Consider the following 19,450-nt stretch of genomic DNA (forward strand, 5'->3'; position numbering starts at 1 on the left):
ATTTGCGCAAAAAGCGAGCAAGTCTACACCCAGGTGCGCACGCTCGAAAACAAGTCTTACAGACCCTTTACGGGCGCAAAGGTTGCAGGGTGCGTCAATGCGCACCCTGAAAATATCAGCGCTTGGGCAATGCCAGGCTCAGCAAGAATAGCACTGCGGCGCAGACCACGATCGACGGACCGGCAGGCGTATCCTTGAACCAGGACATCGCCAGCCCCCCGCAAACCGCGGCCACGCCCAGCAGGCTGGCGCCCAGGGCCATCTGCTCGGGCGAGCGCGCGTGACGTTGTGCCGCAGCGGCCGGGATGATCAGCAGCGAGGTGATCAGCAGCACGCCGACGATCTTCATCGCCACGGCGATGACCACCGCGATCAGCAGCATCAACGCCATGCGCAGGCCCGCCACTGGCAGGCCCTCGACCATCGCCAGCTCCTCGTGCACGGTGATTGCCAGCAGCGGGCGCCAGAGCACCGCGAGCAAGGCCAGCACCAACACACTGCCGCCGAGAATCCATGACAGGTCGGTGGTACTGATCGCCAGCAGGTCACCGAACAGGTAGGCCATCAGGTCGATGCGCACGTCGTGCATGAAGCTCAGCACCACCAGGCCCAGCGACAGGGTGCTGGGCGCGAGGATGCCGAGCAGGGTGTCGGAGGCCAGCGGCTGGCGTTGTTGCAGGGTCACCAGCAGGATCGCCAGCAACAGGCAGCCGACCGTTACCGCGAGCGTGGGGCTGACGTCCAGTACGAAGCCCAGGGCCACGCCCAGCAGCGCGGCATGGGACAAGGTGTCGCCGAAATAGGCCATGCGCCGCCAGACCACGAAGGAGCCCAGGGGGCCGGCCACCAGCGCCAGGGAAAGACCGGCAAGCAAGGCGTACAGAAGAAAATCAGCCATGCTTGCAGTGCTCTCCGTGGACATGGGCGCCGGGGGCGATCACCGCACCGTGCAGGTCGTGGCTGTGATCATGATGGTGGTGATAGACCGCAAGGCTTGGCGCGTTCTGGCCGAACAGCTCGACGAATGCCGGGTCGTTGCTGACCTGCTCCGGGTGGCCCGAACAGCACACATGGCGGTTCAGGCAGACCACCTGGTCGGTGGCGCTCATCACCAGGTGCAGGTCGTGGGAGACCATCAGCACGCCGCAGCCGTGGCGGTCGCGCAGGCGGGTGATGAGGTTGTACAGCTCGGTCTGGCCAACCACGTCCACGCCCTGTACCGGTTCGTCGAGCACCAGCAGCTCAGGCTCGCGCAGCAGCGCCCGAGCCAGCAGTACCCGTTGCATCTCGCCACCGGAGACCGTCTGGATCGGGCTGTCGATGACATGCTCGGCGCCCACCTCCTGCAATGCCGACAGCGCCGCGGCGCGATCCACGCCCGGCACCAGGCGCAGGAATCGCAGCACCGACAGCGGCAGGGTGGCGTCGACCTGGATCTTCTGCGGCATGTAGCCGATGCGCAGGCGCGGCTTGCGCCAGACCTTGCCACTGTGCGGCTTGAGCAGGCCGAGCACGGCGCGCACCAGGGTGGTCTTGCCAGCACCGTTGGGGCCGATCAGGGTGACGATCTGGCGCGGTGCGACCGACAGGTCGATGCTGTCGAGCACCGCCTCGCCGCCAAAGGTGACGCCGACCTGCTCCAGGCGGATCAGCGCGTCGCTCATGCGGCGCCCCGGCAGTTGCCGCACAGGCCGACCACTTCGACGGTCTGGGATTCGACGGCAAAGCCCACGGCCTTGGCACTGGCGACGATGGCGCCGCTGATGCTCTCCTGCTCCAGTTCGATGGCCACGTGGCATTCGCGGCAGATCAGGAACTGGCCCTGGTGCTTGTGTTCAGGGTGGCTGCAGCCGATGAAGGCGTTGAGCGAGGCGATGCGGTGCACCAGGCCGTTCTCGAGCAGGAAGTCCAGGGCGCGGTACACGGTCGGCGGCGCGGCGCGGCGACCGTCCTGCTCGCTGAGCACGGCGAGGATGTCGTAGGCGCCCAGCGGCTTGTGGCTTTGCCACACCAGCTCCAGCACACGGCGGCGCAGCGCGGTCAGGCGCAGACCCTGGCGGACGCACAGGGCGTCGGCTTCGGCCAGGGCGCTGTGGACGCAATGGGAATGATCGTGGGGACGGTGAGCCAGCGGCGTGATTGACATGGGCGGCGACGGTTATCGATGGAGACGTTATTATGTTACCTGTTTCTGACGAGCCGAGTATCCACCGTGTCCCGATTCCTTGCTCTCTTTGTCGCTTTCATCACTTTCTCGGCCCACGCCGACGTGCGTGTGCTGACCAGCATCAAGCCCCTGCAGCAGATCGCTGCCGCGGTTCAGGACGGTGTCGGCAGCCCCGACGTGTTGCTGCCGCCCGGCGCCTCGCCGCACAACTACGCCCTGCGCCCGTCCGACGTACGGAAGGTGGGCGACGCCGACCTGCTGTACTGGATCGGCCCGGACATGGAGAGCTTCCTGCCGCGCGTGCTGGGCAGCCGGAGCAAGCCGACTGTCGCGGTGCAGGCGTTGCCTGGCATGAAGCTGCGCCGTTTCGGCGAAGACAGCCACTCGCATGAAGAAGACCACGACGACCACGATCATGATCACCGCCCGGGGTCGCTCGATGCGCACCTGTGGCTGTCATCGGTCAATGCTCGGGTGATCGCGGCAAAAATGGCCAGTGACCTGGCGGCGGCGGATCCGGCCAATGCGGCGCGCTACCAGGCCAACCAGAAGGCCTTCGGCGAGCGCCTGGATGCGCTCGATCAGCGGATCAAGGCCCGCGTGGCCGGCATTGCCGGCAAGCCCTACTTCGTGTTCCACGAAGCCTTCGACTACTTCGAGGCAGAGTACGGGTTGCGCCATACCGGCGTGTTCAGCGTCGCCGCCGAGGTGCAGCCGGGCGCGCAGCATGTCGCGGCGATGCGCAAGCGCCTGCAGGAAGTTGGTCCGACCTGTGTGTTCAGTGAACCGCCGATCCGTCCGCGCCTCGCCGAAACGCTGGTGGCCGGGCTGCCGGTGACCTTGGCGGAACTGGATGCGCTGGGTGGGACCGATACGGTGGATGGCAAGGGCTACGAGCGCTTGCTGGAGAAGCTGGGGAATGATCTGACCGGTTGCCTGGAGCATCTCTAGCGGCTGACCCGGCCCTATCGCGGGGCAAGACGAATCGTCGCACCGCCCACAGGCAAGGCGCTGATTCTGGGGTCAGCGCTGTGTCTGTGGGAGCGGCGGTGCGACGATTCGACTTGCCCCGCGATAGGGCCGCCGCGCTTACAGCGCGAACGGCAACTTCAACGCCACCTGCTGGCGCTGCACCAAGCGCACCTCGAACTCGCTCGGATCATGGATCGTCACGTCCATGCCGGCAAAGTCCCGCGCCGCAATCAACCGCGACAGCCAGAAACGCACGCAACCCACCCGCAGCATCACCTGCCACAGCTCGGCCTCGGCGGCGGTGAACGGCCGCAGCGCGGCGTAAGCGCCCAACAGTGCCTGGGCGCGCGGCAGGTCGATGCCGCCCGCTTCGTTCAGGCACCAGTCATTCACGGTGATGGCGATGTCGTACAGCATCGGCCCGGAACAGGCGTTGTAGAAGTCGATCAGACCGGTCAGGTGGGTGCCTTCGAACATCACGTTGTCGCGGAACAGGTCGGCGTGCAGGTTGGCCCGTGGCAGGGCGAGGATCTGCGCCTTGTGCACGTTGATCTCGTCCAGCGCCGGTTGCAGCAGCGCCACCTGGCTGGCGTCGAGCCCGGCCAGCAGCTCGGCGCCGGACGCCAGCATCCAGTCCAGGCCGCGGTCGGTGCGGCGCTCGATGATGCGCTCACGGGTCGCCAGGTGGATATGCGCCAGCAACTCGCCGACCTGGGCGCAGTGCTGGTTGTTCGGCGCCTTGACGTGCTTGCCCGACAGCCGCGGCTGCAGCAGTGCCGGCTTGCCGCACAGTTCGCGCAGACCATTGCCGTCGCGATCGCGCACCGCGTAGGGGACGGGCATGTCGGCGTCATGCAGCACGTCGAGCAGTTCGATGAAGAACGGCATGTCTTCGGCCGGCCCACGCTCGATCAGCGTCAGTACGAATTCCCCTTTTTCCAGGCTTACGAAGAAATTGCTGTTTTCGGTTCCGGCGGCAATGCCCTGGAAGTCGAGCAGACGGCCCAGCTCGTATGGCGCCAGAAAGGTTTCCAGCTCAGGCCGGGACACAGGGGTGAAGACTGACATGTTGAAAAGTTGCCCATACGGGCACTTCCAGGAGGAAGTGCCTGGTTGATAAGAACGATACGCGTTACTACCTTACCATTCGAAGATCTTCCAGGACGGAATCAGCATGTCCGGCTGGTCGGATCGAATGAAATTGCCATCGGAGCCATCGGCGCGTACCAGGAAATAAGGCTTGCCGTTTTTCGGCGTGATCTTGATCGCATACAGGAAACCGTTCTGACGGTACTCCTGGATGGTTCTGTCGCCTTCCGTGCGAATGGTCACATCGGGATCTGCCGATGGGGCGTCGTCCGCCGCCAGCGTAACGACCGGCATGGTGGCCAGCAGGCTGAGCAGTAACAGGCGAATGGGTGTACGCATGATAACCTAAGTCCTTTTGTCGTCACTGATCCGGCTATTCTAGCTCCGGACCCGTCGAAAAGGTTGATTCTCCTCATGAGCCAAGCGCCCCTCGTCCTGGTGGACGGTTCGTCCTACCTCTACCGCGCCTTTCACGCCCTGCCGCCGCTGACCACGTCCAAGGGCATGCCCACCGGTGCGGTCAAGGGCGTGCTGAACATGCTCAAGAGCCTGCGCAAGCAATACCCGGACAGCCTGTTCGCGGTGGTCTTCGACGCCAAGGGCGGCACTTTCCGCGATGCCATGTTCGCCGAGTACAAGGCCAACCGCCCGAGCATGCCCGACGATCTGCGCGTGCAGGTCGAGCCGCTGCACGCCAGCGTCAGGGCCCTGGGCTACCCGCTGCTGTGCGTCGAAGGCGTCGAGGCCGACGACGTGATCGGCACCCTGGCCCGCAGCAGTGCGGCAGCCGGGCGTCCGGTCATCATCTCGACCGGCGACAAGGACATGGCGCAACTGGTAGACGGCCACATCACCCTGGTCAACACCATGACCGGCACGGTGCTCGACGTGGCTGGCGTGCACGAAAAGTTCGGCGTCGGTCCCGAGCACATCATCGACTTTCTGGCCCTGATGGGCGACAAGGTCGATAACATCCCGGGTGTTCCGGGAGTCGGCGAGAAGACCGCCGTGGGCCTGTTGACCGGTATCGGTGGCGGCCTGCGTGACCTGTACGAGAACCTCGACAAGGTGCCGGGCCTGGCCATTCGCGGCGCCAAGACCCTGCCGGCCAAGCTCGAGGAGCACCGCGACGCGGCGTTCCTGTCGTATGAGCTGGCGACCATCAAGGTCGATGTCGAGCTGGATGTCGAGGTCGATGCCCTGGTGTGCGGCGAGCCGGACCGCGAAGCATTGCTGGCGCTGTACACCGAAATGGAGTTCAAGAGCTGGGTCGCCGAGGTGCAGCGCGACGCCGCCCGGGAGGGTGACACCATTGCTCCGATCGAGGAGCCTGCGGCTCAGGTCGAGGCGAAATACGAAACCATCCTCGACCAGGCGCGTTTCGATGCCTGGCTCGAGAAGCTGCGCCAGGCGCCGCTGTTCGCCTTCGACACCGAGACCACCGGCCTGGATGCCCAGCGCGCCGAGCTGGTCGGCCTGTCGTTCGCGGTCGAACCCTATGAAGCGGCCTATGTGCCGCTGGCCCACGACTACGAAGGTGCTCCGACGCAGCTGGACCGCGACGCGGTGCTGAAGGCGCTCAAGCCGTTGCTGGAAGACCCGGCCAAGGCCAAGGTCGGGCAGAACGCCAAGTACGACATCAACATCCTGGCCAACGCTTCGCTGCCGATCCAGATGCGTGGCGTGGCCTATGACACCATGCTCGAATCCTATGTGCTCGACTCCACCGCCACGCGTCACGACATGGACAGCCTGGCGCAGAAGTACCTCGACCACAGCACCATCGCCTTCGAGGATATCGCTGGCAAGGGCGCCAAGCAGCTGACCTTCAACCAGATCCATCTGGACAAGGCTGGCCCGTACGCCGCCGAAGATGCCGACATCACCCTGCGCTTGCACCACGCACTGCAGGCGCGCCTGGCGAAAACGCCCAGCGTGCAGCCGGTGCTGATGGACATCGAGATGCCGCTGGTGCCGGTGCTGGCCAGGATCGAGCGCCAGGGCGCGTTGGTCGACGCGGAGCTGCTCAAGGTGCAGAGCGGTGAGCTGGGCGTGAAGATGGCGGAGCTCGAGCGTCGGGCGTTCGAGCTGGCGGGCGAAGAATTCAACCTGGGTTCACCCAAGCAACTGGGGGTGATCCTCTACGATAAGCTGGGCATGCCGGTACTGAGCAAGACTGCCAAGGGCCAGGCTTCCACGGCCGAAGCCGTGCTCGCGGACCTGGCCGCCGAAGGCTATCCGCTGCCGACGGTGCTGATGGAGTACCGCTCCCTGAGCAAGCTCAAGAGCACCTATACCGACAAGCTGCCGGACCAGATCAACCCGCGTACCGGGCGTATCCACACCTCCTACCAGCAGGCGGTGGCCGCCACCGGGCGCTTGTCGTCCAGCGATCCGAACCTGCAGAACATTCCGGTACGCACTCCCGAAGGCCGACGCATCCGCCAGGCCTTCGTTGCCAGCCCCGGCTACAAGCTGCTGGCCGCGGACTACTCGCAGATCGAGCTGCGCATCATGGCCCACCTGGCCAAGGATGAAGGCCTGCTGCACGCCTTCCGCAATGACCTTGATGTGCACCGCGCGACGGCCGCAGAAGTATTCGGCGTGGCGCTGGATGCAGTCACCAACGACCAGCGTCGCAGCGCCAAGGCCATCAACTTCGGCTTGATCTACGGCATGAGCGCCTTCGGCCTGGCCAAGCAGATCGGCGTGGATCGCAAGCAGTCGCAGGACTACATCGACCGCTACTTCGCGCGCTATCCCGGCGTGCTGGCCTACATGGAGCGCACCCGCACCCAGGCCGCCGAGCAGGGCTTCGTCGAAACCTTGTTCGGGCGGCGCCTGTACCTGCCGGACATCAATGCCAAGAACCCGGCCCTGCGCAAAGGTGCCGAGCGTACCGCGATCAACGCGCCGATGCAGGGTACGGCGGCCGACATCGTCAAGCGCGCCATGGTCGCGGTGGACAACTGGCTGAGCGACAGTGGCCTGGATGCCCGAGTGATTCTCCAGGTGCACGATGAACTGGTGCTGGAGGTGCGTGAAGACCTGGTCGAACAGGTGAAGGCCGAAATTCGCCCCTACATGAGCAACGCCGCGCAGCTCGATGTTCCGCTGCTGGTCGAAGTCGGCGTAGGCTCGAATTGGGACGAAGCTCACTAAACGGTACGGCGAAGAGGAGTAGGATCTGCGTCGTAGTGCCGCAGATCCGCAGGGTCGGCTCCTCGCCCCCCGGTTCTGAGGATTCATGAAACTATCGCAAATAGTTTTCAAGGCTTCGGAACTAAACCGGTGAACCGGGACTCAGAGTAACTGAATGGCTGGTGAAGCCTTTCGATGCTCCTATGTTGTGTTAAGTGTTGGCAGATATCTGGACCCCGCCCTAGCGGTCCGGACTTGGACCCCGAACTTCCCCCTCCCCATATGAAGTCCGGGGTTTTTTTTGCCCGGAATTTGCCTCATCGCTGCTGGAGAAGCCTGTGGCAGCGGACCAGCCCGCCGCCACAGATTGCAGGTGGATCTTCAAGCCACCGGCTTGTCTTCCAGCTCCATCCAATCCGCCAAGATTCGATAGGCCTCTTCCAGCCCCTGGCGCTTGGGTGCCGAGAACAGCTGGATGGACGCCGCGTCGCCCCAGCCCTTGCGAATTTCCGACTGCACCTTGAGCAGGGTGTTCTTGCCCGCGCCGTGAGTGAGCTTGTCAGCCTTGGTCAGCAGGATGTGCATGGGCATGCCGCTGGCCTTGGCCCAGTCGAGCATCATCTTGTCGAAGTCGGTCATCGGGTGGCGCACGTCCATCAGCAGGATCACGCCCCGCAGGCATTCGCGCCCGCCCAGGTAGGCCTCCAGGTGTTTCTGCCAGTGCTGCTTGAGCGGAATCGGCACTTTCGCATAACCGTAACCTGGCAGGTCGACCAAACGCCGTTCATCGTCCAGACTGAAGAAATTCAACAGCTGGGTGCGCCCCGGGGTCTTGGAGGTACGCGCCAGGCTGGCATGGGTCAGGGTATTGAGGGCGCTGGATTTACCGGCGTTGGAGCGGCCGGCGAAAGCCACCTCGTAGCCCTGGTCTTCCGGGCATTGTTCGACCTTGGCAGCGCTGAGGGCGAATTTGGCTTTCTGGCAGAGGCCGAGGATGGGGTTCTTGACTTGCATGGGATATCCGATGTGGGTGTTGCCTGATCCAGGCCGCGTTTCCGTTTGGAGGGCGGAAGTATATAATGCCCCAGTTTTTGTGTGCTCATTCTCCCAGCGAAGGAGAACGAGCATGGGGTGTCGATCACTAGCTCGCGCATCAGAACGCAGCGCGGCCCCCAACCCTGTCAGGTCGTTCCGCATGGCGAAATGGCTGCTGGCGGTCGGTATGTTCCAGCCGTTTTTCAGCGCACAGGCTACACAGGATCCCGAGGCGTTGTACAACCGCACATGTGCGGCCTGTCACGCCGGTCAGCTGCCACAGGCCCCCAGGAAGGGCGATGTGGCGGCCTGGGAACCGAGGCTGGCGCGAGGTCTGGATGTACTGGTGGCGCATGTTACCCAGGGTTTCAAGGCTATGCCGCCGCGTGGATTGTGCATGGACTGCAGTGCCGAGGACTACCGATTGGTCATCCTTTGGATGAGCGGCAGTCCCGATACATAACATTTCACCCTTAGCCGTGTTGGATTAGCTGATGAACAAACTATTCGTGAGTCTGCTGTTGACCATGGGTGTCGCAGGTGCGGCCACTGCTGCCGACCCCATCAAAGGCGATGCCGCTGCCGGCCAGGCGAAGACTGCGGTCTGTGGTGCCTGCCATAACCCCGACGGCAACAGCCTGGCGCCGAACTTCCCGAAACTGGCCGGCCAGGGCCAGCGCTACCTTGAGAAGCAACTGCACGACATCAAGTCGGGCAAGCGCACGGTGCTGGAGATGACCGGCATGCTGGCGGCCTTCAATGACCAGGACCTGGCCGATATCGCCGCCTACTTCGCCAGCCAGAAAGGCAGTGTCGGCGCGGCAGATCCCAAGCTGGTCGAACGAGGCCGTGCGCTGTTCAACGGCGGTGATCTCGAAAAAGGCATGCCGGCCTGTACCGGTTGCCACTCGCCCAATGGCGCAGGCATCGCCCTGGCCGGCTTCCCTCACCTGAGCGGCCAGCACTCGCAGTATGTCAGCAAGCAGCTCACCGACTTCCGTGAAGGCAACCGCACCAACGATGGCGATGCCATGACCATGCGCACCATCGCCGGCAAGCTGAGCAACAAGGATATCGAGGCGTTGGCCAGCTATATCCAGGGGCTGCACTGAGGCCGGGCGTTAACACTCGGTTAATGCAACATCGCTAAACATGAAAAGGGTGGCGCAGGCCGCCCTTTTTTATGGTCCCAGCCGTTACACTACAGAACTCGAGCCCTTCATGGCCTGTCACAGCATAGGTCGTGTCGAGGCGACCACTGACTGCTCAGGAGTAAAGCATGCGTAAACTGATTCTCAGCGCTGCGCTGGTCGCCGCCAGCGTATTCGGTATGGCCGCGGTACAGGCCGCAGAGCCTGTGGCCGGCAAGGAATATATCGAGCTGAGCAACCCGGTCCCGGTCTCGCAGCCAGGCAAGATCGAAGTCGTCGAGCTGTTCTGGTACGGCTGCCCGCACTGCTACCACTTCGAACCCACCATCAACCCCTGGGTCGACAAGCTGCCGGCAGACGTCAACTTCAAGCGCGTCCCGGCCATGTTCGGCGGCCCTTGGGATGCCCACGGCCAGATGTTCCTGACCCTCGAAGCCATGGGCGTCGAGCACAAGGTCCACGCCGCAGTCTTCGATGCCATCCAGAACCAGCGCAAGCGCCTGACCGACCCGAACGACATGGCCGACTTCCTCGCCACCCAAGGCGTGGACAAGGACAAGTTCCTCGCCACCTTCAACTCGTTCGCCATCAAGGGCCAGGTCAACCAGGCCAAGGAACTGGCGAAGAAGTACGAAATCACCGGCGTGCCGAGCATGGTGGTCAACGGCAAGTACCGCTTCGACCTGGGTACCGCTGGCGGGCCGGAAGGCGTCCTGAACGTCGCCGACCAACTGATCGCCAAGGAGCGTGCCGCTAAGTAAGCGGCGCAGCCATGGCCCGCTTGCGTACCACGCGAAGTGTTGGCCTGCACCAGCCGCGGGTCAACGAACATCATCTGCAGGCCCCAGGCCTGCCGGAGGATGGTCGCCTGCGGCTGCTCAGCTTCAATATCCAGGTCGGCATCAGCACCGAGCGCTACCGCCACTACCTGACCCGCAGCTGGCAGCACCTGCTGCCGCATACCGGGCGGGCCGGCAACCTGCAGAAGATCGGCGACCTGCTCGGTGACTTCGACCTGGTTGCCCTGCAGGAAGCCGACGGCGGCAGCCTGCGCTCGGGCTACGTCAACCAGGTCGAGCACCTGGCCCAGCTCGGCGCCTTCCCTTACTGGTACCAGCAGCTCAACCGCAATCTCGGGCGTTTCGCCCAGCACAGCAACGGCGTGCTCAGCCGGCTCAAGCCCCAGCACCTTGAAGACCACCCCCTGCCCGGTCCGTCCGGTCGCGGGGCGATCCTGGTGCGCTTTGGCGAAGGCGAGAACGCGCTGATCGTGGTGATGATGCACCTGGCGCTGGGCGCCAAGACCCGCGCCCTGCAACTGGGGTATGTCCGTGAGCTGATCGGCGGCTACCGCCACCAGATCCTCATGGGCGACATGAACACCCACGCCAACGACCTGCTCGAGCGCTCGCCCCTGCGCGACCTCGGCCTGATCGCCCCACAGGTCGAGGCGACCTTCCCCAGCTGGCGCCCGCAACGCTGCCTGGATCACATCCTGCTCAGCCCGAGCCTGACGCTTGAACGGGTCGAAGTGCTGTCGCAGCCAATTTCCGACCACCTGCCTGTCGCGGTCGAGATCCGATTGCCGGATGCCCTGACTGTGGATACCCTGCCGGTCGTGCGCTGACACACTCAAGAGTTCGCGCTTCGCGCCGAAATCCAGTATTCACATACTCCCTGATGCCATTACCGTTGCGGATCCAGGCATGACCGACGAAGCCGAGCGCTGGAAAGAAAAATATCTAAAAAGCATCGAACGGCAGGAGAAACTCGAGCGCCGTTGGGAAGCCCGCCTCGACCTGCTGCGCCGTGGCCTGGTCCGCAGCACGCTGGCCGCCGAGGGTAGCGACAAGGTCGTCGACCAGTGCATGAAGGAAATGCGCGAGGTCATCCGCAGCGACAGCATGGACGCGGGGCTTGCCGGGCTCATTCCACGCCTGGAAAAGGCGGTGCTGGAGTCTGAACAGCGTCGCGAAACGCGCATGAACCAGGTCAGCGATGCGCTGACCTCGCTGGTCACCCAACTGCAAGGGTTGGAACTGCCTGGCGATGTTTCCCGCCCCCTGAAGAAGCTGGCCAAGAAACTCGACGGTGGCGTCAGCCAGTCGCGTGAGCTGCCGCCGCTACTGGGTGAGCTCAGCGGGCTGCAAGGGCGAGCGTTGTCGTCGCTGCGCAAGGTGACCGAAGAGGCGCGTCCGGGCTTGTTGCAGCGGCTGTTCGGCGGTCGTGAAGACGGCTCTCAGGTCGCACCAGAGCCGGAGCAGGTGCCAGCATTGCCGCGCGCTGCGGTGCACGTCGAGGCGGTGACCGAAGCTCCGCCCGTCCATATGCCCGAGGCGCAACCGCCGGCCCCGCCCCGCTTGCTCGACGCCGACGAGCTGCAGCCTCTGCCTGCGGCGCAGCCGGCACCCGAGCCGGCCCCGGAAGTTGCGCTGCCCGCGCCGGAAGTCCCCCCGTCTGTCGAGCAGGTGGAGCCCGTCGCCGAGGCCCCCGAGCAAGCCGACCTTACCCACCCCGCACCTGTTGAAGCTGCCGCCGAGCCTGAGCCAGTCGAACCGCAGCCTGTCGCCGACGGCTCGCCACAGGAAGACGCCGACACCCCCGAGCCGCTGGAGGACGAGCCGCTTGCCGAGGACGGCCCCTACGACCTGCCGGATGCCGTGGAGCCGCCCTACAGTCAGGTTGCCGCGCACATCGAGGAAACCCTCATCGGTTTGCTCGATGACCTCAGCCTGCCTGAGCGCCACAAGGCCCAGGCCCTGGATATGCGCGAGCGGGTGGCGCGCGGTCTGAACTGGTATGAGCTGATCCCGGTGCTGGACGACCTTGCGGTGTTGATGCTGGCAATCAACGACAGCGGCCAGCATGAATTCGAAGCCTACCTGCAGCAGATCAACGAGCGCCTGGAGACCTTCCAGAGCCATCTGCAGGAGGCCAGCGAGGGACACGCCGACAACAGCACCGCCGCCCGCGAGCTGGACAGCCAGCTGCGCGAACAGGTCGATGGCCTGCAGAGCAGCGTCCAGGGCGCAGTAGACATCGACAGCCTCAAGCACCTGCTGGACAACCGGCTCGAGGGCCTGCTGGTCACCATGGATGAGCACCAGCACGAGCGTGACCGCCGTGAGCAGGAACTGGCCGGACGCCTGCAGGGCCTGGCCGAGCGAGTGGCGAGCATGGAGCAGGAGGCGCTTGGCTACCGTGAGCATCTGGAAGAACAGCGCCAGAAAGCACTGGTCGATCCGCTGACCGGTCTGCCCAACCGCGCCGCCTGGAGCGAACGGGTCGAGCGCGAGCTTGCCGACTGGCAGGAGAACGGCGGCCACCTGGCCATGGCCATCCTCGACCTCGATCATTTCAAACGCATCAACGACGGCTATGGCCATCTGGCCGGCGACAAGGTGCTGAAGATCGTTGCCGACCAATTGCGCAAGCGCTTGCGCGGGCGCGACTTCATTGCCCGCTTTGGTGGCGAGGAGTTCGTCCTGCTGCTGCCCCAGACATCACCCCCTGTAGCGCTGCAGGTCGCCGAGACGATGCGTGCGGCGATCGAGGCCTGCCCGTTCCACTTCAAGGGGGAGCGCGTGGTGATCACCACGTCCATCGGCGTCAGTGCCTTCCGTTCCGGCGAACGTGGCGACCAGGTGCTCAAGCGCGCGGACGAAGCGCTGTACCGCGCCAAGGATCAGGGGCGCAATCGCGTCGAGCAGGGATAGATAAGTACCGCTACCCCACCCCTGTGGCGTTCGACACTGTCCGTGCACTGCTGGATAGCCAGTGCACACAGACCGAACGTACGGAGGAGCACTCGATGAAACTGACAAGATTGAGCCTCGCGCTGGTGGCGGGGCTGTCCTTGCAGGCAGGCGCCATGGCCAAGGATGTGATTCATACTGCCGATGTTGGCGCTGACGGCAAGGTACTGCGCCAGTCGTCCGAATGGATCTCGAAGGTCGAGAAAGCGGCGCTGGATAATTACTACGTGCAGTACAAGCTGGTGCTCAACCCACGCATCATCCAGCAAGACCCTGATTTCTGCTCAGTGTCGGCGATCGACGCAAGCAGCTTCGACCGGCAACTGCATGGGCAGGCCAAGGTCATCGGGAAACCTGTCGCTGCGCAGGTCAATGTCATGACGCAACTGGTGGACCTCATGGGGCCGAGCGGTGACAACTCGTTGGCGTTCCAGGTGATGTGCGTCCGCTGAGTGGGCAGCGTTGGGGAATGGGTAATCGGCGATAGCACGTTATACTGTAGCGCTTATACCGACACATGACGTGCCTCCATCCGATGAAAACGCTCGCTACCGCCCTTCTCCTCATCATGCTCGCCGGCTGCTCCAGCGGTCTGCGCATCGACCGCAGCCACACCTCGGCGAACCAGGACAGCCGCATCCAGTTCGTCGTCCTGCACTACACCAACGCTTCGTTGGAGCGCTCGCTGGCGCTGCTGACTCAAGGTGAGGTCAGCAGCCATTACCTAGTTGGCGACGGCAATGCCACGGTCTACCAACTGGTGGATGAAAACCGCCGCTCCTGGCACGCCGGCGACAGCCAGTGGCAGGGCCGCACCTGGCTCAACTCGAGCTCGATCGGTATCGAGATCGTCAATCCAGGCTATACCGATACCCCGAGCGGGCGTGTCTGGCACCCCTACAGCGAGGCGCAGATCGAGGCAGTGATCGCCCTGGTCAAGGATATCGTCCAGCGCAACAACATCCAGCCGCGCAACATCATTGGCCACAGCGACATCGCGCCTTTGCGCAAGCTCGACCCGGGGCCGCTGTTCCCCTGGAAGCGCCTGGCTGACGCAGGCCTGGGGATCTGGCCGAACGCCGCCTCCGTGGCGCGCCAGCAGGTGTATTTCGAGGCCAATCCACCGAGCCCGCTCTGGTACCAGCAACAACTGGCCCGTTTCGGCTATGCCATCGAGCAGACCGGCGAGCTGGATGTCTCGACCCGCCATGTCATCGCCGCTTTCCAGATGCACTTCCGTGCGCAGCGCTTCGACGGCCTGCCAGACGCACAGACCGCGGCGATACTGCAGGTGCTCAACAGCATGCGGTGATTCAGGACCGCCCATCGCGCCGCGCCAACTGTTCATCCAGTTGCTATACCTTTGGTATTCAACTGGATGCCGCGCATGTCTTCGTTCATCGCTTCTGTGCGCCAAATTTTCTACCGCCCCTGGCTGTTGGCCTCCCTGGTCGCATTGGCCAGTGCTGCGCTGCTGCTGGCCGCCAGCTTCGGTGTCACTCTGCAGCAGATGAAACAGAGCGAAAGCGCGCAGATGAATGCCCGCGGCGAGCGCTTCCTCGAGCGCCTCGAGCAAGTGTTCGGGCAATTGCGCGAGGGGGTCGACCAGTTGCAGACGCTGCCGATACGCGGCTGTGATCCAGCGATGTTGTCTGCGCTGCGTCAGGTGGGCCTGAGCTACCGCTTTGTCTATGAGGCGGCCTATGTCGACGGTGACATCGCCTGTTCCAGCCGAGGCGCAGAGCAGGTCATGCGGCCCATGCGCGCCCCCGATATCCAAGGGCCCACCTACAGCTACTGGCTGAACACCACCACCGAGCCGAACGAAAATCTCGCTGCGTTGATGCTGGGGCGTGGCCACTTCCTGGTGTCCACCTCACGTGGCCACCTGACCGACGTGGTCGATCTCCCGCCCGGTGGCAGCCTGCTGGTGGTGCTCGACCGCGGCAGTCGGGCGATCCCGGTGCTGGGCCCTCCCCAGCCCTGGCCACCGGCGCCGGACTGGCCGCCGCCGTCGCGCAAGGCGCTGATCGAGCTCAGCGACCGCCTCGTCTACCGGATGCCGACCAAGTCGCCGGACTACCAACTCGTCCTCATCGCCCCTCGTGCAAGCCTGCCGCTGAAGCTCAACGGCATGCTCTGGTTGCTGTTCCCCGGCAGCCTGCTGCTCGCCTGCTGCATCGGTTGGCTGGTGCTGCAACTGATCCTGCAGCGTCGCTCGATGAGCTCGGAGTTGCAGCAGGCGCTGCGCCGTGGCGAGTTGCAGGTGCTCTACCAGCCGATCTTCGAGCTGGACAGTCGCCGCTGTGTCGGCGCCGAAGCACTGGTGCGCTGGCGGCGACCGGATGGCAGCCTGACCAGCCCGGAGTTGTTCATCCCGCTTGCCGAGAACACCGGGCAGATCCGCCAGATCACCGATTTCGTCCTGCAGCGAGTACTGGAGCAACTGGGCCAGCTGCTGCGGGCCAATCGGCACCTGTACATCTCGGTGAACCTGGCGGCGTGCGATGTGATGGTGCCGCGTATCGGCCGGGTCGCAGCGCGCTTGCTGGCCCATCATCGGGTGTCTGCAACGCAGATCGCGTTCGAAGTGACCGAGCGCGGCCTGATCGATGTGGTGGTGGCTCGCGACAACCTGCAGGCGCTGCGCTCGGTCGGGCATCAGGTACTGATCGATGACTTCGGCACCGGTTACTGCAGCCTCGCTTACCTGCAGACCCTGCCGGTCGATTGCCTGAAGATAGACAAGGCGTTCATCGACGCCCTGGGCCACGACGCCGCCAGCAGCGGCGTTGCCCCGCACATCATCCGCATGGCCCATGACCTGCACCTGCGGGTGATCGCCGAGGGGATCGAGTGCGAGGACCAGGCCGTGTTGCTCAACAGCGAAGGAGTCAACTATGGGCAGGGTTGGCTGTTCGCCCATCCGCTCAACGCCCGACAGTTCGCTGAGCTGATCACCCGAGGACGGCGGATGGGCGGGCGGCGGCTCGATGATGAGCCTTGAGCAGGCGCCTCACACCGGCAGTGCCATGTAGAACTGCGTCCCCTGCCCCGGCCGCGAGAACACGCCCATGCGCCCGCCATGCAGTTGCACGATTTCCTTGCACAAGGCCAGGCCCAGCCCTGCGCCACCTTTCTTGCGCCCGACCTGCACGAACGGCTCGAAGATCCGCCCCTGCTGGCCATAGGCGATGCCTTCGCCGTCGTCCTCGACGCTGATAATCACCCGCTCGGCATGCCGCCGTGCGTGCAGGCGAATGTGCCCGCCGCTGGCGGTGTGGCGGATGGCGTTGTGCAGCAGGTTGTCCAGCACCCGGTCGATCTGCGCAAGGTCGACCTGAATGTGCGGCAGCGGAAGCTCCAGCTCGCTGACCAGTTCGATCTGCTTGTGCGCCGCCGATTCGGCGAAGCGTGCCTGGGCCCGCTCCAGCAAGTCATCGAGTGTGCAGGGCGCCAGTTCCAGTTTCTGCAGCCCGCTCTGGTAGCGAGAGAAATTGAGCAGGTCGTTGATCAGTTGGGTCAGACGCTGCATTTCTTCGCCGATGGTGTCGAGCAGATCGTTTTCCCGCGCTTCGGGCGGGAAGGTGATCCGTTCGCGCAGCAGGCCGAAGGCCATGTGCATGCCGGTGACAGGCGTGCGCAGTTCATGGGAGGCACGCAGGACGAACTCGCTGCGTACGCGCTCGAAGGCACGCTGTTCGGTCACGTCATGCAACACCATCACCGCGCCGAGAATCGGCCCCTGCGGATGGCTGACGGGCGTCAGGCTGAAGGTCAGCAGGCGGGTCTCTTCGTCCACCTCGATGCTCAGGTCATCCGGTGGCCGGTCCAGGCTGCCGCCGCGCAGCACCTGGCGCATCTGTTGCTCCAGCTCCGGACGGCTCAGGGCTTCGGCCAGGCTACTGCCGAGCCGGGAGGCATCCCAGCCCAACTGCCGTTGAGCCACGGGGTTGAGGTGCTCCAGGCGGCCTTGGCGATCGATGATCAGCAGGCCGTCGTCGATGCTGTCGAGCACGGCCTGCAGGCGCTGCTGGCCGGCCAGCAGTTCGTCGATATTGGTGGCCTGGTGCTTGCGCAGGGCGTCGGCCATGAGGCCGAAACGGCGGGTCAATTGGTTGAGTTCGGTGGCTTGGGTCACAGGCAGGGTAACGTCGAAGTTGCCCTGGCCAACCTGATCGGCTGCCTTGGCCAGGGCCTCGATCGGCTGGCCGAAGCGACGGGCGATGTTATGCGCGGTGATGAAGCCCAGCACCACCACCGCAAGGCCCATCAGGCCCAATGCACCACTGACTAGCAAGGCATGGTCGCGGGCATGTTCCTCGCTGCGGGAAATGTGCTCCAACGCCTGCTTGTGCGAGTCGATCAGGTCGGTACGAACCTGGTTGAACGCAGCGCCCAAGGGGTCGTCGACGCCCATGCTGCGCGACGGAGAGGGGCTGTCGCGATAGGCCTGGAGGAAGGCCTGGTAGTTGCTGCTGGCCTTGCTGAACCCGGTACGTTCACCGCCCTGCTCTAGGCCCGATACCAGTAGCGCCTGGAAGTTTTCCTGCAGGTTCACCAGGCTTTTCGGATCGGTATCTGCATCGAGTATCAGGTTCAACTGCTCACCCAGGTTCTGCCGCAGCTTGAGCCCGACTTCCAGGGTATGGGTGGTGTCGCGCACCAGCCTCTGCTGCACCGCAGCCATCTGCAGCACGCTGACCAGCCCCAGCAGCAAGCCCAGCAGTGCGACCGTCACCAGTGCCGAGATGCTGAGAAACAGCCGCGTGCGCAGCTTCATGGGCCACTTCACAGTTTGTACTGCTTGCGCTTGCGGTACAGGGTGGAGGCATCGATACCGAGGGTCTTGGCGGCCTGGTCGAGGGTATCGCTGGCCGCCAGGACGGCACCGATGTGGGCGCGCTCCAGCTCATCGAGGCTCAACGCTGCGCCAACCTTCGGGGCGTTGCCGGTGGGCTGCTCGCCCATCCCCAGATGGCTGATTTCCACGCGTTCCTGCGGGCAGATGATGCTGGCGCGCTCCACCACGTTGCGCAGTTCGCGGATGTTGCCCGGCCAGCGGTAGTTGAGCAGGGCCGCCCGGGCCTCCTCGCTGAACCCGCGCGCCGGGCGCGAATACTCCTTCACGAAGCGGGCGAGGAAGCGATCGGCGAGCGTGAGGATGTCCTCGCTACGCTCGCGCAGTGGCGGCAGGTGCAGGGTGATGACGTTGAGGCGGTACAGCAAGTCTTCACGGAAGCGGCTTTCGCGCACCATCTCCTCAAGGTTGAGGTTGGTCGCGGCAAGGATGCGAACGTCGGCCCGACGGGTGACCGGATCGCCGACCCTTTCGTATTCCTTGTCCTGGATGAAGCGCAGCAGTTTGGGCTGCAAGGTCAGTGGGAAATCACCGATTTCGTCGAGGAACAGCGTGCCGCCGTCTGCCTGGCTGACCCGCCCGAGCGTGCTCTCGCTGGCGCCGGTGAAGGCCCCGCGGGTATGACCAAACAGCTCGCTTTCCATCAGCTCGGCGTTCAGCGAGGGGCAGTTGATGGTCACGCAGGCCTTGCGCGCGCGCTTGCTCCAGCCGTGAATGGCGCGGGCCAGCTCGCCCTTGCCGGTGCCGGACTCCCCCAGGATGAGGATATTGGCATCGGTGGTCGCCACCTGCCGCGCGGTTTCCAGCACCGCCATCATTTGCGGGCTGTGCGAGTCGAGGCCGTCCTTGGGCTTGCGCACTTCACCTTCCAGCGCTTCCAGGCGCGCCGACAGCTGGCGCACCTCCAGTTGCTTGGCGGTGGCCAGGCGCAACTGGTCGGGGCTGCAGGGTTTGACCAGATAGTCGGCGGCGCCGGCCTGGATGGCATCCACCGCGGTGTCGATCGCCGAGTGCGCGGTGACGATCACCACGCGCATCCAGGGCGCCTGGATGCGCATCTGTGCCAGCACATCGAGGCCGTTGTCTTCTCCCAGGCGCAGGTCGAGGAAGCACAGATCGAACACCTGGCGTTGCAACAGGGTCTCTGCCTGAGCGGCGCTGTTGGCGGTGGCGACGCTGTAGCCCTCGTCTTCGAGGCAGTAACGGAAGGTGCGCAGGATCGCGGACTCGTCGTCCACCAGCAGAATGCGGCCTTGGTTGTCCTGGGCTGACTCCATTT

The 19,450-nt window shown here is 64.4% G+C and carries 18 protein-coding genes; 10 read left to right on the forward strand and 8 right to left on the reverse strand.

The features are described from left to right. Positions 1-115: 115 nt before the first annotated feature. Genes znuB through zur form a run of 3 tightly spaced genes read right to left on the reverse strand, consistent with a single transcriptional unit; the run spans position 116 to position 2,146 of the window. Positions 116-898 carry a zinc ABC transporter permease subunit ZnuB gene (znuB, locus tag ACK3BK_RS00360; protein ID WP_186669954.1) on the reverse strand — a complete coding sequence of 261 codons (783 nt, stop codon included), beginning with the start codon at positions 896-898 and terminating at the stop codon, positions 116-118. Then, positions 891-1,664, reverse strand: a complete 774-nt coding sequence (gene znuC, locus ACK3BK_RS00365) for a zinc ABC transporter ATP-binding protein ZnuC (RefSeq protein ID WP_186669952.1) — start codon at positions 1,662-1,664, stop codon at positions 891-893. The genes znuB and znuC overlap by 8 nt, the downstream gene beginning before the upstream one ends. After that, on the reverse strand, positions 1,661-2,146 hold the full coding sequence (gene zur / locus ACK3BK_RS00370; RefSeq protein ID WP_186669950.1) for a zinc uptake transcriptional repressor Zur: 486 nt from the start codon (positions 2,144-2,146) through the stop codon (positions 1,661-1,663). Before zur ends, znuC begins: the two co-directional genes overlap by 4 nt. A gap of 18 nt (positions 2,147-2,164) precedes the next feature. Here zur and ACK3BK_RS00375 point away from each other — a divergent pair, with 18 nt between their 5' ends. Next, positions 2,165-3,118 (forward strand): zinc ABC transporter substrate-binding protein, encoded by a 954-nt coding sequence (locus tag ACK3BK_RS00375; RefSeq protein ID WP_189657700.1) that lies wholly within the window; start codon positions 2,165-2,167, stop codon positions 3,116-3,118. 138 nt (positions 3,119-3,256) lie between these two features. On the opposite strand, the gene ACK3BK_RS00380 is transcribed toward ACK3BK_RS00375, so the two are convergent. Together ACK3BK_RS00380 and ACK3BK_RS00385 are read right to left on the reverse strand one after the other, a co-directional pair. Continuing rightward, positions 3,257-4,207: a homoserine kinase gene (locus ACK3BK_RS00380; RefSeq protein ID WP_186669947.1), complete on the reverse strand. Its 951-nt coding sequence runs from the start codon at positions 4,205-4,207 to the stop codon at positions 3,257-3,259. A gap of 72 nt (positions 4,208-4,279) precedes the next feature. After that, the gene (locus ACK3BK_RS00385; protein WP_063542000.1) at positions 4,280-4,567 is read right to left on the reverse strand and encodes a DUF2782 domain-containing protein; all 288 of its coding nucleotides are present in this window, start codon (positions 4,565-4,567) and stop codon (positions 4,280-4,282) included. 75 nt (positions 4,568-4,642) lie between these two features. Here ACK3BK_RS00385 and polA point away from each other — a divergent pair, with 75 nt between their 5' ends. After that, on the forward strand, positions 4,643-7,390 hold the full coding sequence (gene polA / locus ACK3BK_RS00390) for a DNA polymerase I (protein WP_411383551.1): 2,748 nt from the start codon (positions 4,643-4,645) through the stop codon (positions 7,388-7,390). A gap of 360 nt (positions 7,391-7,750) precedes the next feature. On the opposite strand, the gene yihA is transcribed toward polA, so the two are convergent. Then, positions 7,751-8,383 (reverse strand): ribosome biogenesis GTP-binding protein YihA/YsxC, encoded by a 633-nt coding sequence (yihA, locus tag ACK3BK_RS00395; RefSeq protein WP_411383552.1) that lies wholly within the window; start codon positions 8,381-8,383, stop codon positions 7,751-7,753. Between the two features lie 181 nt (positions 8,384-8,564). Between yihA and ACK3BK_RS00400 the strand changes: the two genes are divergently transcribed. The 8 genes from ACK3BK_RS00400 to ACK3BK_RS00435 all read left to right on the forward strand — a co-directional run bounded on the left by ACK3BK_RS00400 (position 8,565) and on the right by ACK3BK_RS00435 (position 16,317). Further along, complete coding sequence (locus ACK3BK_RS00400) at positions 8,565-8,867, forward strand: c-type cytochrome (RefSeq protein ID WP_411383553.1); 303 nt, start codon at positions 8,565-8,567, stop codon at positions 8,865-8,867. Between the two features lie 31 nt (positions 8,868-8,898). Continuing rightward, positions 8,899-9,516: a c-type cytochrome gene (locus ACK3BK_RS00405; RefSeq protein WP_054893351.1), complete on the forward strand. Its 618-nt coding sequence runs from the start codon at positions 8,899-8,901 to the stop codon at positions 9,514-9,516. Positions 9,517-9,683: 167 nt separating this feature from the next. Continuing rightward, the gene (gene dsbA / locus ACK3BK_RS00410) at positions 9,684-10,316 is read left to right on the forward strand and encodes a thiol:disulfide interchange protein DsbA (RefSeq protein ID WP_186669943.1); all 633 of its coding nucleotides are present in this window, start codon (positions 9,684-9,686) and stop codon (positions 10,314-10,316) included. An 11-nt stretch (positions 10,317-10,327) separates the two neighbouring features. Further along, positions 10,328-11,182, forward strand: coding sequence for an endonuclease/exonuclease/phosphatase family protein (locus ACK3BK_RS00415; RefSeq protein WP_186721078.1), 855 nt, complete (start codon positions 10,328-10,330; stop codon positions 11,180-11,182). Between the two features lie 79 nt (positions 11,183-11,261). Next, positions 11,262-13,271 (forward strand): diguanylate cyclase, encoded by a 2,010-nt coding sequence (locus ACK3BK_RS00420; RefSeq protein ID WP_411383554.1) that lies wholly within the window; start codon positions 11,262-11,264, stop codon positions 13,269-13,271. Positions 13,272-13,366: 95 nt separating this feature from the next. Beyond that, on the forward strand, positions 13,367-13,762 hold the full coding sequence (locus tag ACK3BK_RS00425; RefSeq protein ID WP_411383555.1) for a hypothetical protein: 396 nt from the start codon (positions 13,367-13,369) through the stop codon (positions 13,760-13,762). A gap of 83 nt (positions 13,763-13,845) precedes the next feature. After that, a complete protein-coding gene (locus ACK3BK_RS00430; protein ID WP_411383556.1) occupies positions 13,846-14,622 on the forward strand; it encodes an N-acetylmuramoyl-L-alanine amidase in 777 nt (258 codons plus the stop codon). 75 nt (positions 14,623-14,697) lie between these two features. Further along, complete coding sequence (locus tag ACK3BK_RS00435; protein WP_288377654.1) at positions 14,698-16,317, forward strand: EAL domain-containing protein; 1,620 nt, start codon at positions 14,698-14,700, stop codon at positions 16,315-16,317. A gap of 9 nt (positions 16,318-16,326) precedes the next feature. On the opposite strand, the gene ACK3BK_RS00440 is transcribed toward ACK3BK_RS00435, so the two are convergent. Both ACK3BK_RS00440 and algB read right to left on the reverse strand, forming a co-directional pair. Next, complete coding sequence (locus ACK3BK_RS00440; protein ID WP_186669938.1) at positions 16,327-18,105, reverse strand: KinB sensor domain-containing domain; 1,779 nt, start codon at positions 18,103-18,105, stop codon at positions 16,327-16,329. Beyond that, the gene (gene algB, locus ACK3BK_RS00445; RefSeq protein ID WP_411383557.1) at positions 18,102-19,448 is read right to left on the reverse strand and encodes a sigma-54-dependent response regulator transcription factor AlgB; all 1,347 of its coding nucleotides are present in this window, start codon (positions 19,446-19,448) and stop codon (positions 18,102-18,104) included. The genes ACK3BK_RS00440 and algB overlap by 4 nt, the downstream gene beginning before the upstream one ends. Positions 19,449-19,450: the final 2 nt, after the last annotated feature.

Source organism: Pseudomonas sp. L7 (genome assembly GCF_046605565.1).
GTDB lineage: Bacteria > Pseudomonadota > Gammaproteobacteria > Pseudomonadales > Pseudomonadaceae > Aquipseudomonas > Aquipseudomonas wayambapalatensis.

What these genes read in the sequence shown, in the direction of transcription:
- ACK3BK_RS00430 (WP_411383556.1), top strand. Translation starts at nt 13,846, where the DNA reads ATGAAAACGCTCGCTACCGCCCTTCTCCTCATCATGCTCGCCGGCTGC.
- ACK3BK_RS00385 (WP_063542000.1), bottom strand. Translation starts at nt 4,567, where the DNA reads ATGCGTACACCCATTCGCCTGTTACTGCTCAGCCTGCTGGCCACCATG.
- yihA (WP_411383552.1), bottom strand. Translation starts at nt 8,383, where the DNA reads ATGCAAGTCAAGAACCCCATCCTCGGCCTCTGCCAGAAAGCCAAATTC.
- ACK3BK_RS00425 (WP_411383555.1), top strand. Translation starts at nt 13,367, where the DNA reads ATGAAACTGACAAGATTGAGCCTCGCGCTGGTGGCGGGGCTGTCCTTG.
- polA (WP_411383551.1), top strand. Translation starts at nt 4,643, where the DNA reads ATGAGCCAAGCGCCCCTCGTCCTGGTGGACGGTTCGTCCTACCTCTAC.
- znuB (WP_186669954.1), bottom strand. Translation starts at nt 898, where the DNA reads ATGGCTGATTTTCTTCTGTACGCCTTGCTTGCCGGTCTTTCCCTGGCG.
- ACK3BK_RS00400 (WP_411383553.1), top strand. Translation starts at nt 8,565, where the DNA reads ATGGCGAAATGGCTGCTGGCGGTCGGTATGTTCCAGCCGTTTTTCAGC.
- algB (WP_411383557.1), bottom strand. Translation starts at nt 19,448, where the DNA reads ATGGAGTCAGCCCAGGACAACCAAGGCCGCATTCTGCTGGTGGACGAC.
- dsbA (WP_186669943.1), top strand. Translation starts at nt 9,684, where the DNA reads ATGCGTAAACTGATTCTCAGCGCTGCGCTGGTCGCCGCCAGCGTATTC.
- znuC (WP_186669952.1), bottom strand. Translation starts at nt 1,664, where the DNA reads ATGAGCGACGCGCTGATCCGCCTGGAGCAGGTCGGCGTCACCTTTGGC.
- zur (WP_186669950.1), bottom strand. Translation starts at nt 2,146, where the DNA reads ATGTCAATCACGCCGCTGGCTCACCGTCCCCACGATCATTCCCATTGC.
- ACK3BK_RS00420 (WP_411383554.1), top strand. Translation starts at nt 11,262, where the DNA reads ATGACCGACGAAGCCGAGCGCTGGAAAGAAAAATATCTAAAAAGCATC.
- ACK3BK_RS00435 (WP_288377654.1), top strand. Translation starts at nt 14,698, where the DNA reads ATGTCTTCGTTCATCGCTTCTGTGCGCCAAATTTTCTACCGCCCCTGG.
- ACK3BK_RS00380 (WP_186669947.1), bottom strand. Translation starts at nt 4,207, where the DNA reads ATGTCAGTCTTCACCCCTGTGTCCCGGCCTGAGCTGGAAACCTTTCTG.
- ACK3BK_RS00405 (WP_054893351.1), top strand. Translation starts at nt 8,899, where the DNA reads ATGAACAAACTATTCGTGAGTCTGCTGTTGACCATGGGTGTCGCAGGT.
- ACK3BK_RS00415 (WP_186721078.1), top strand. Translation starts at nt 10,328, where the DNA reads ATGGCCCGCTTGCGTACCACGCGAAGTGTTGGCCTGCACCAGCCGCGG.
- ACK3BK_RS00375 (WP_189657700.1), top strand. Translation starts at nt 2,165, where the DNA reads ATGGAGACGTTATTATGTTACCTGTTTCTGACGAGCCGAGTATCCACC.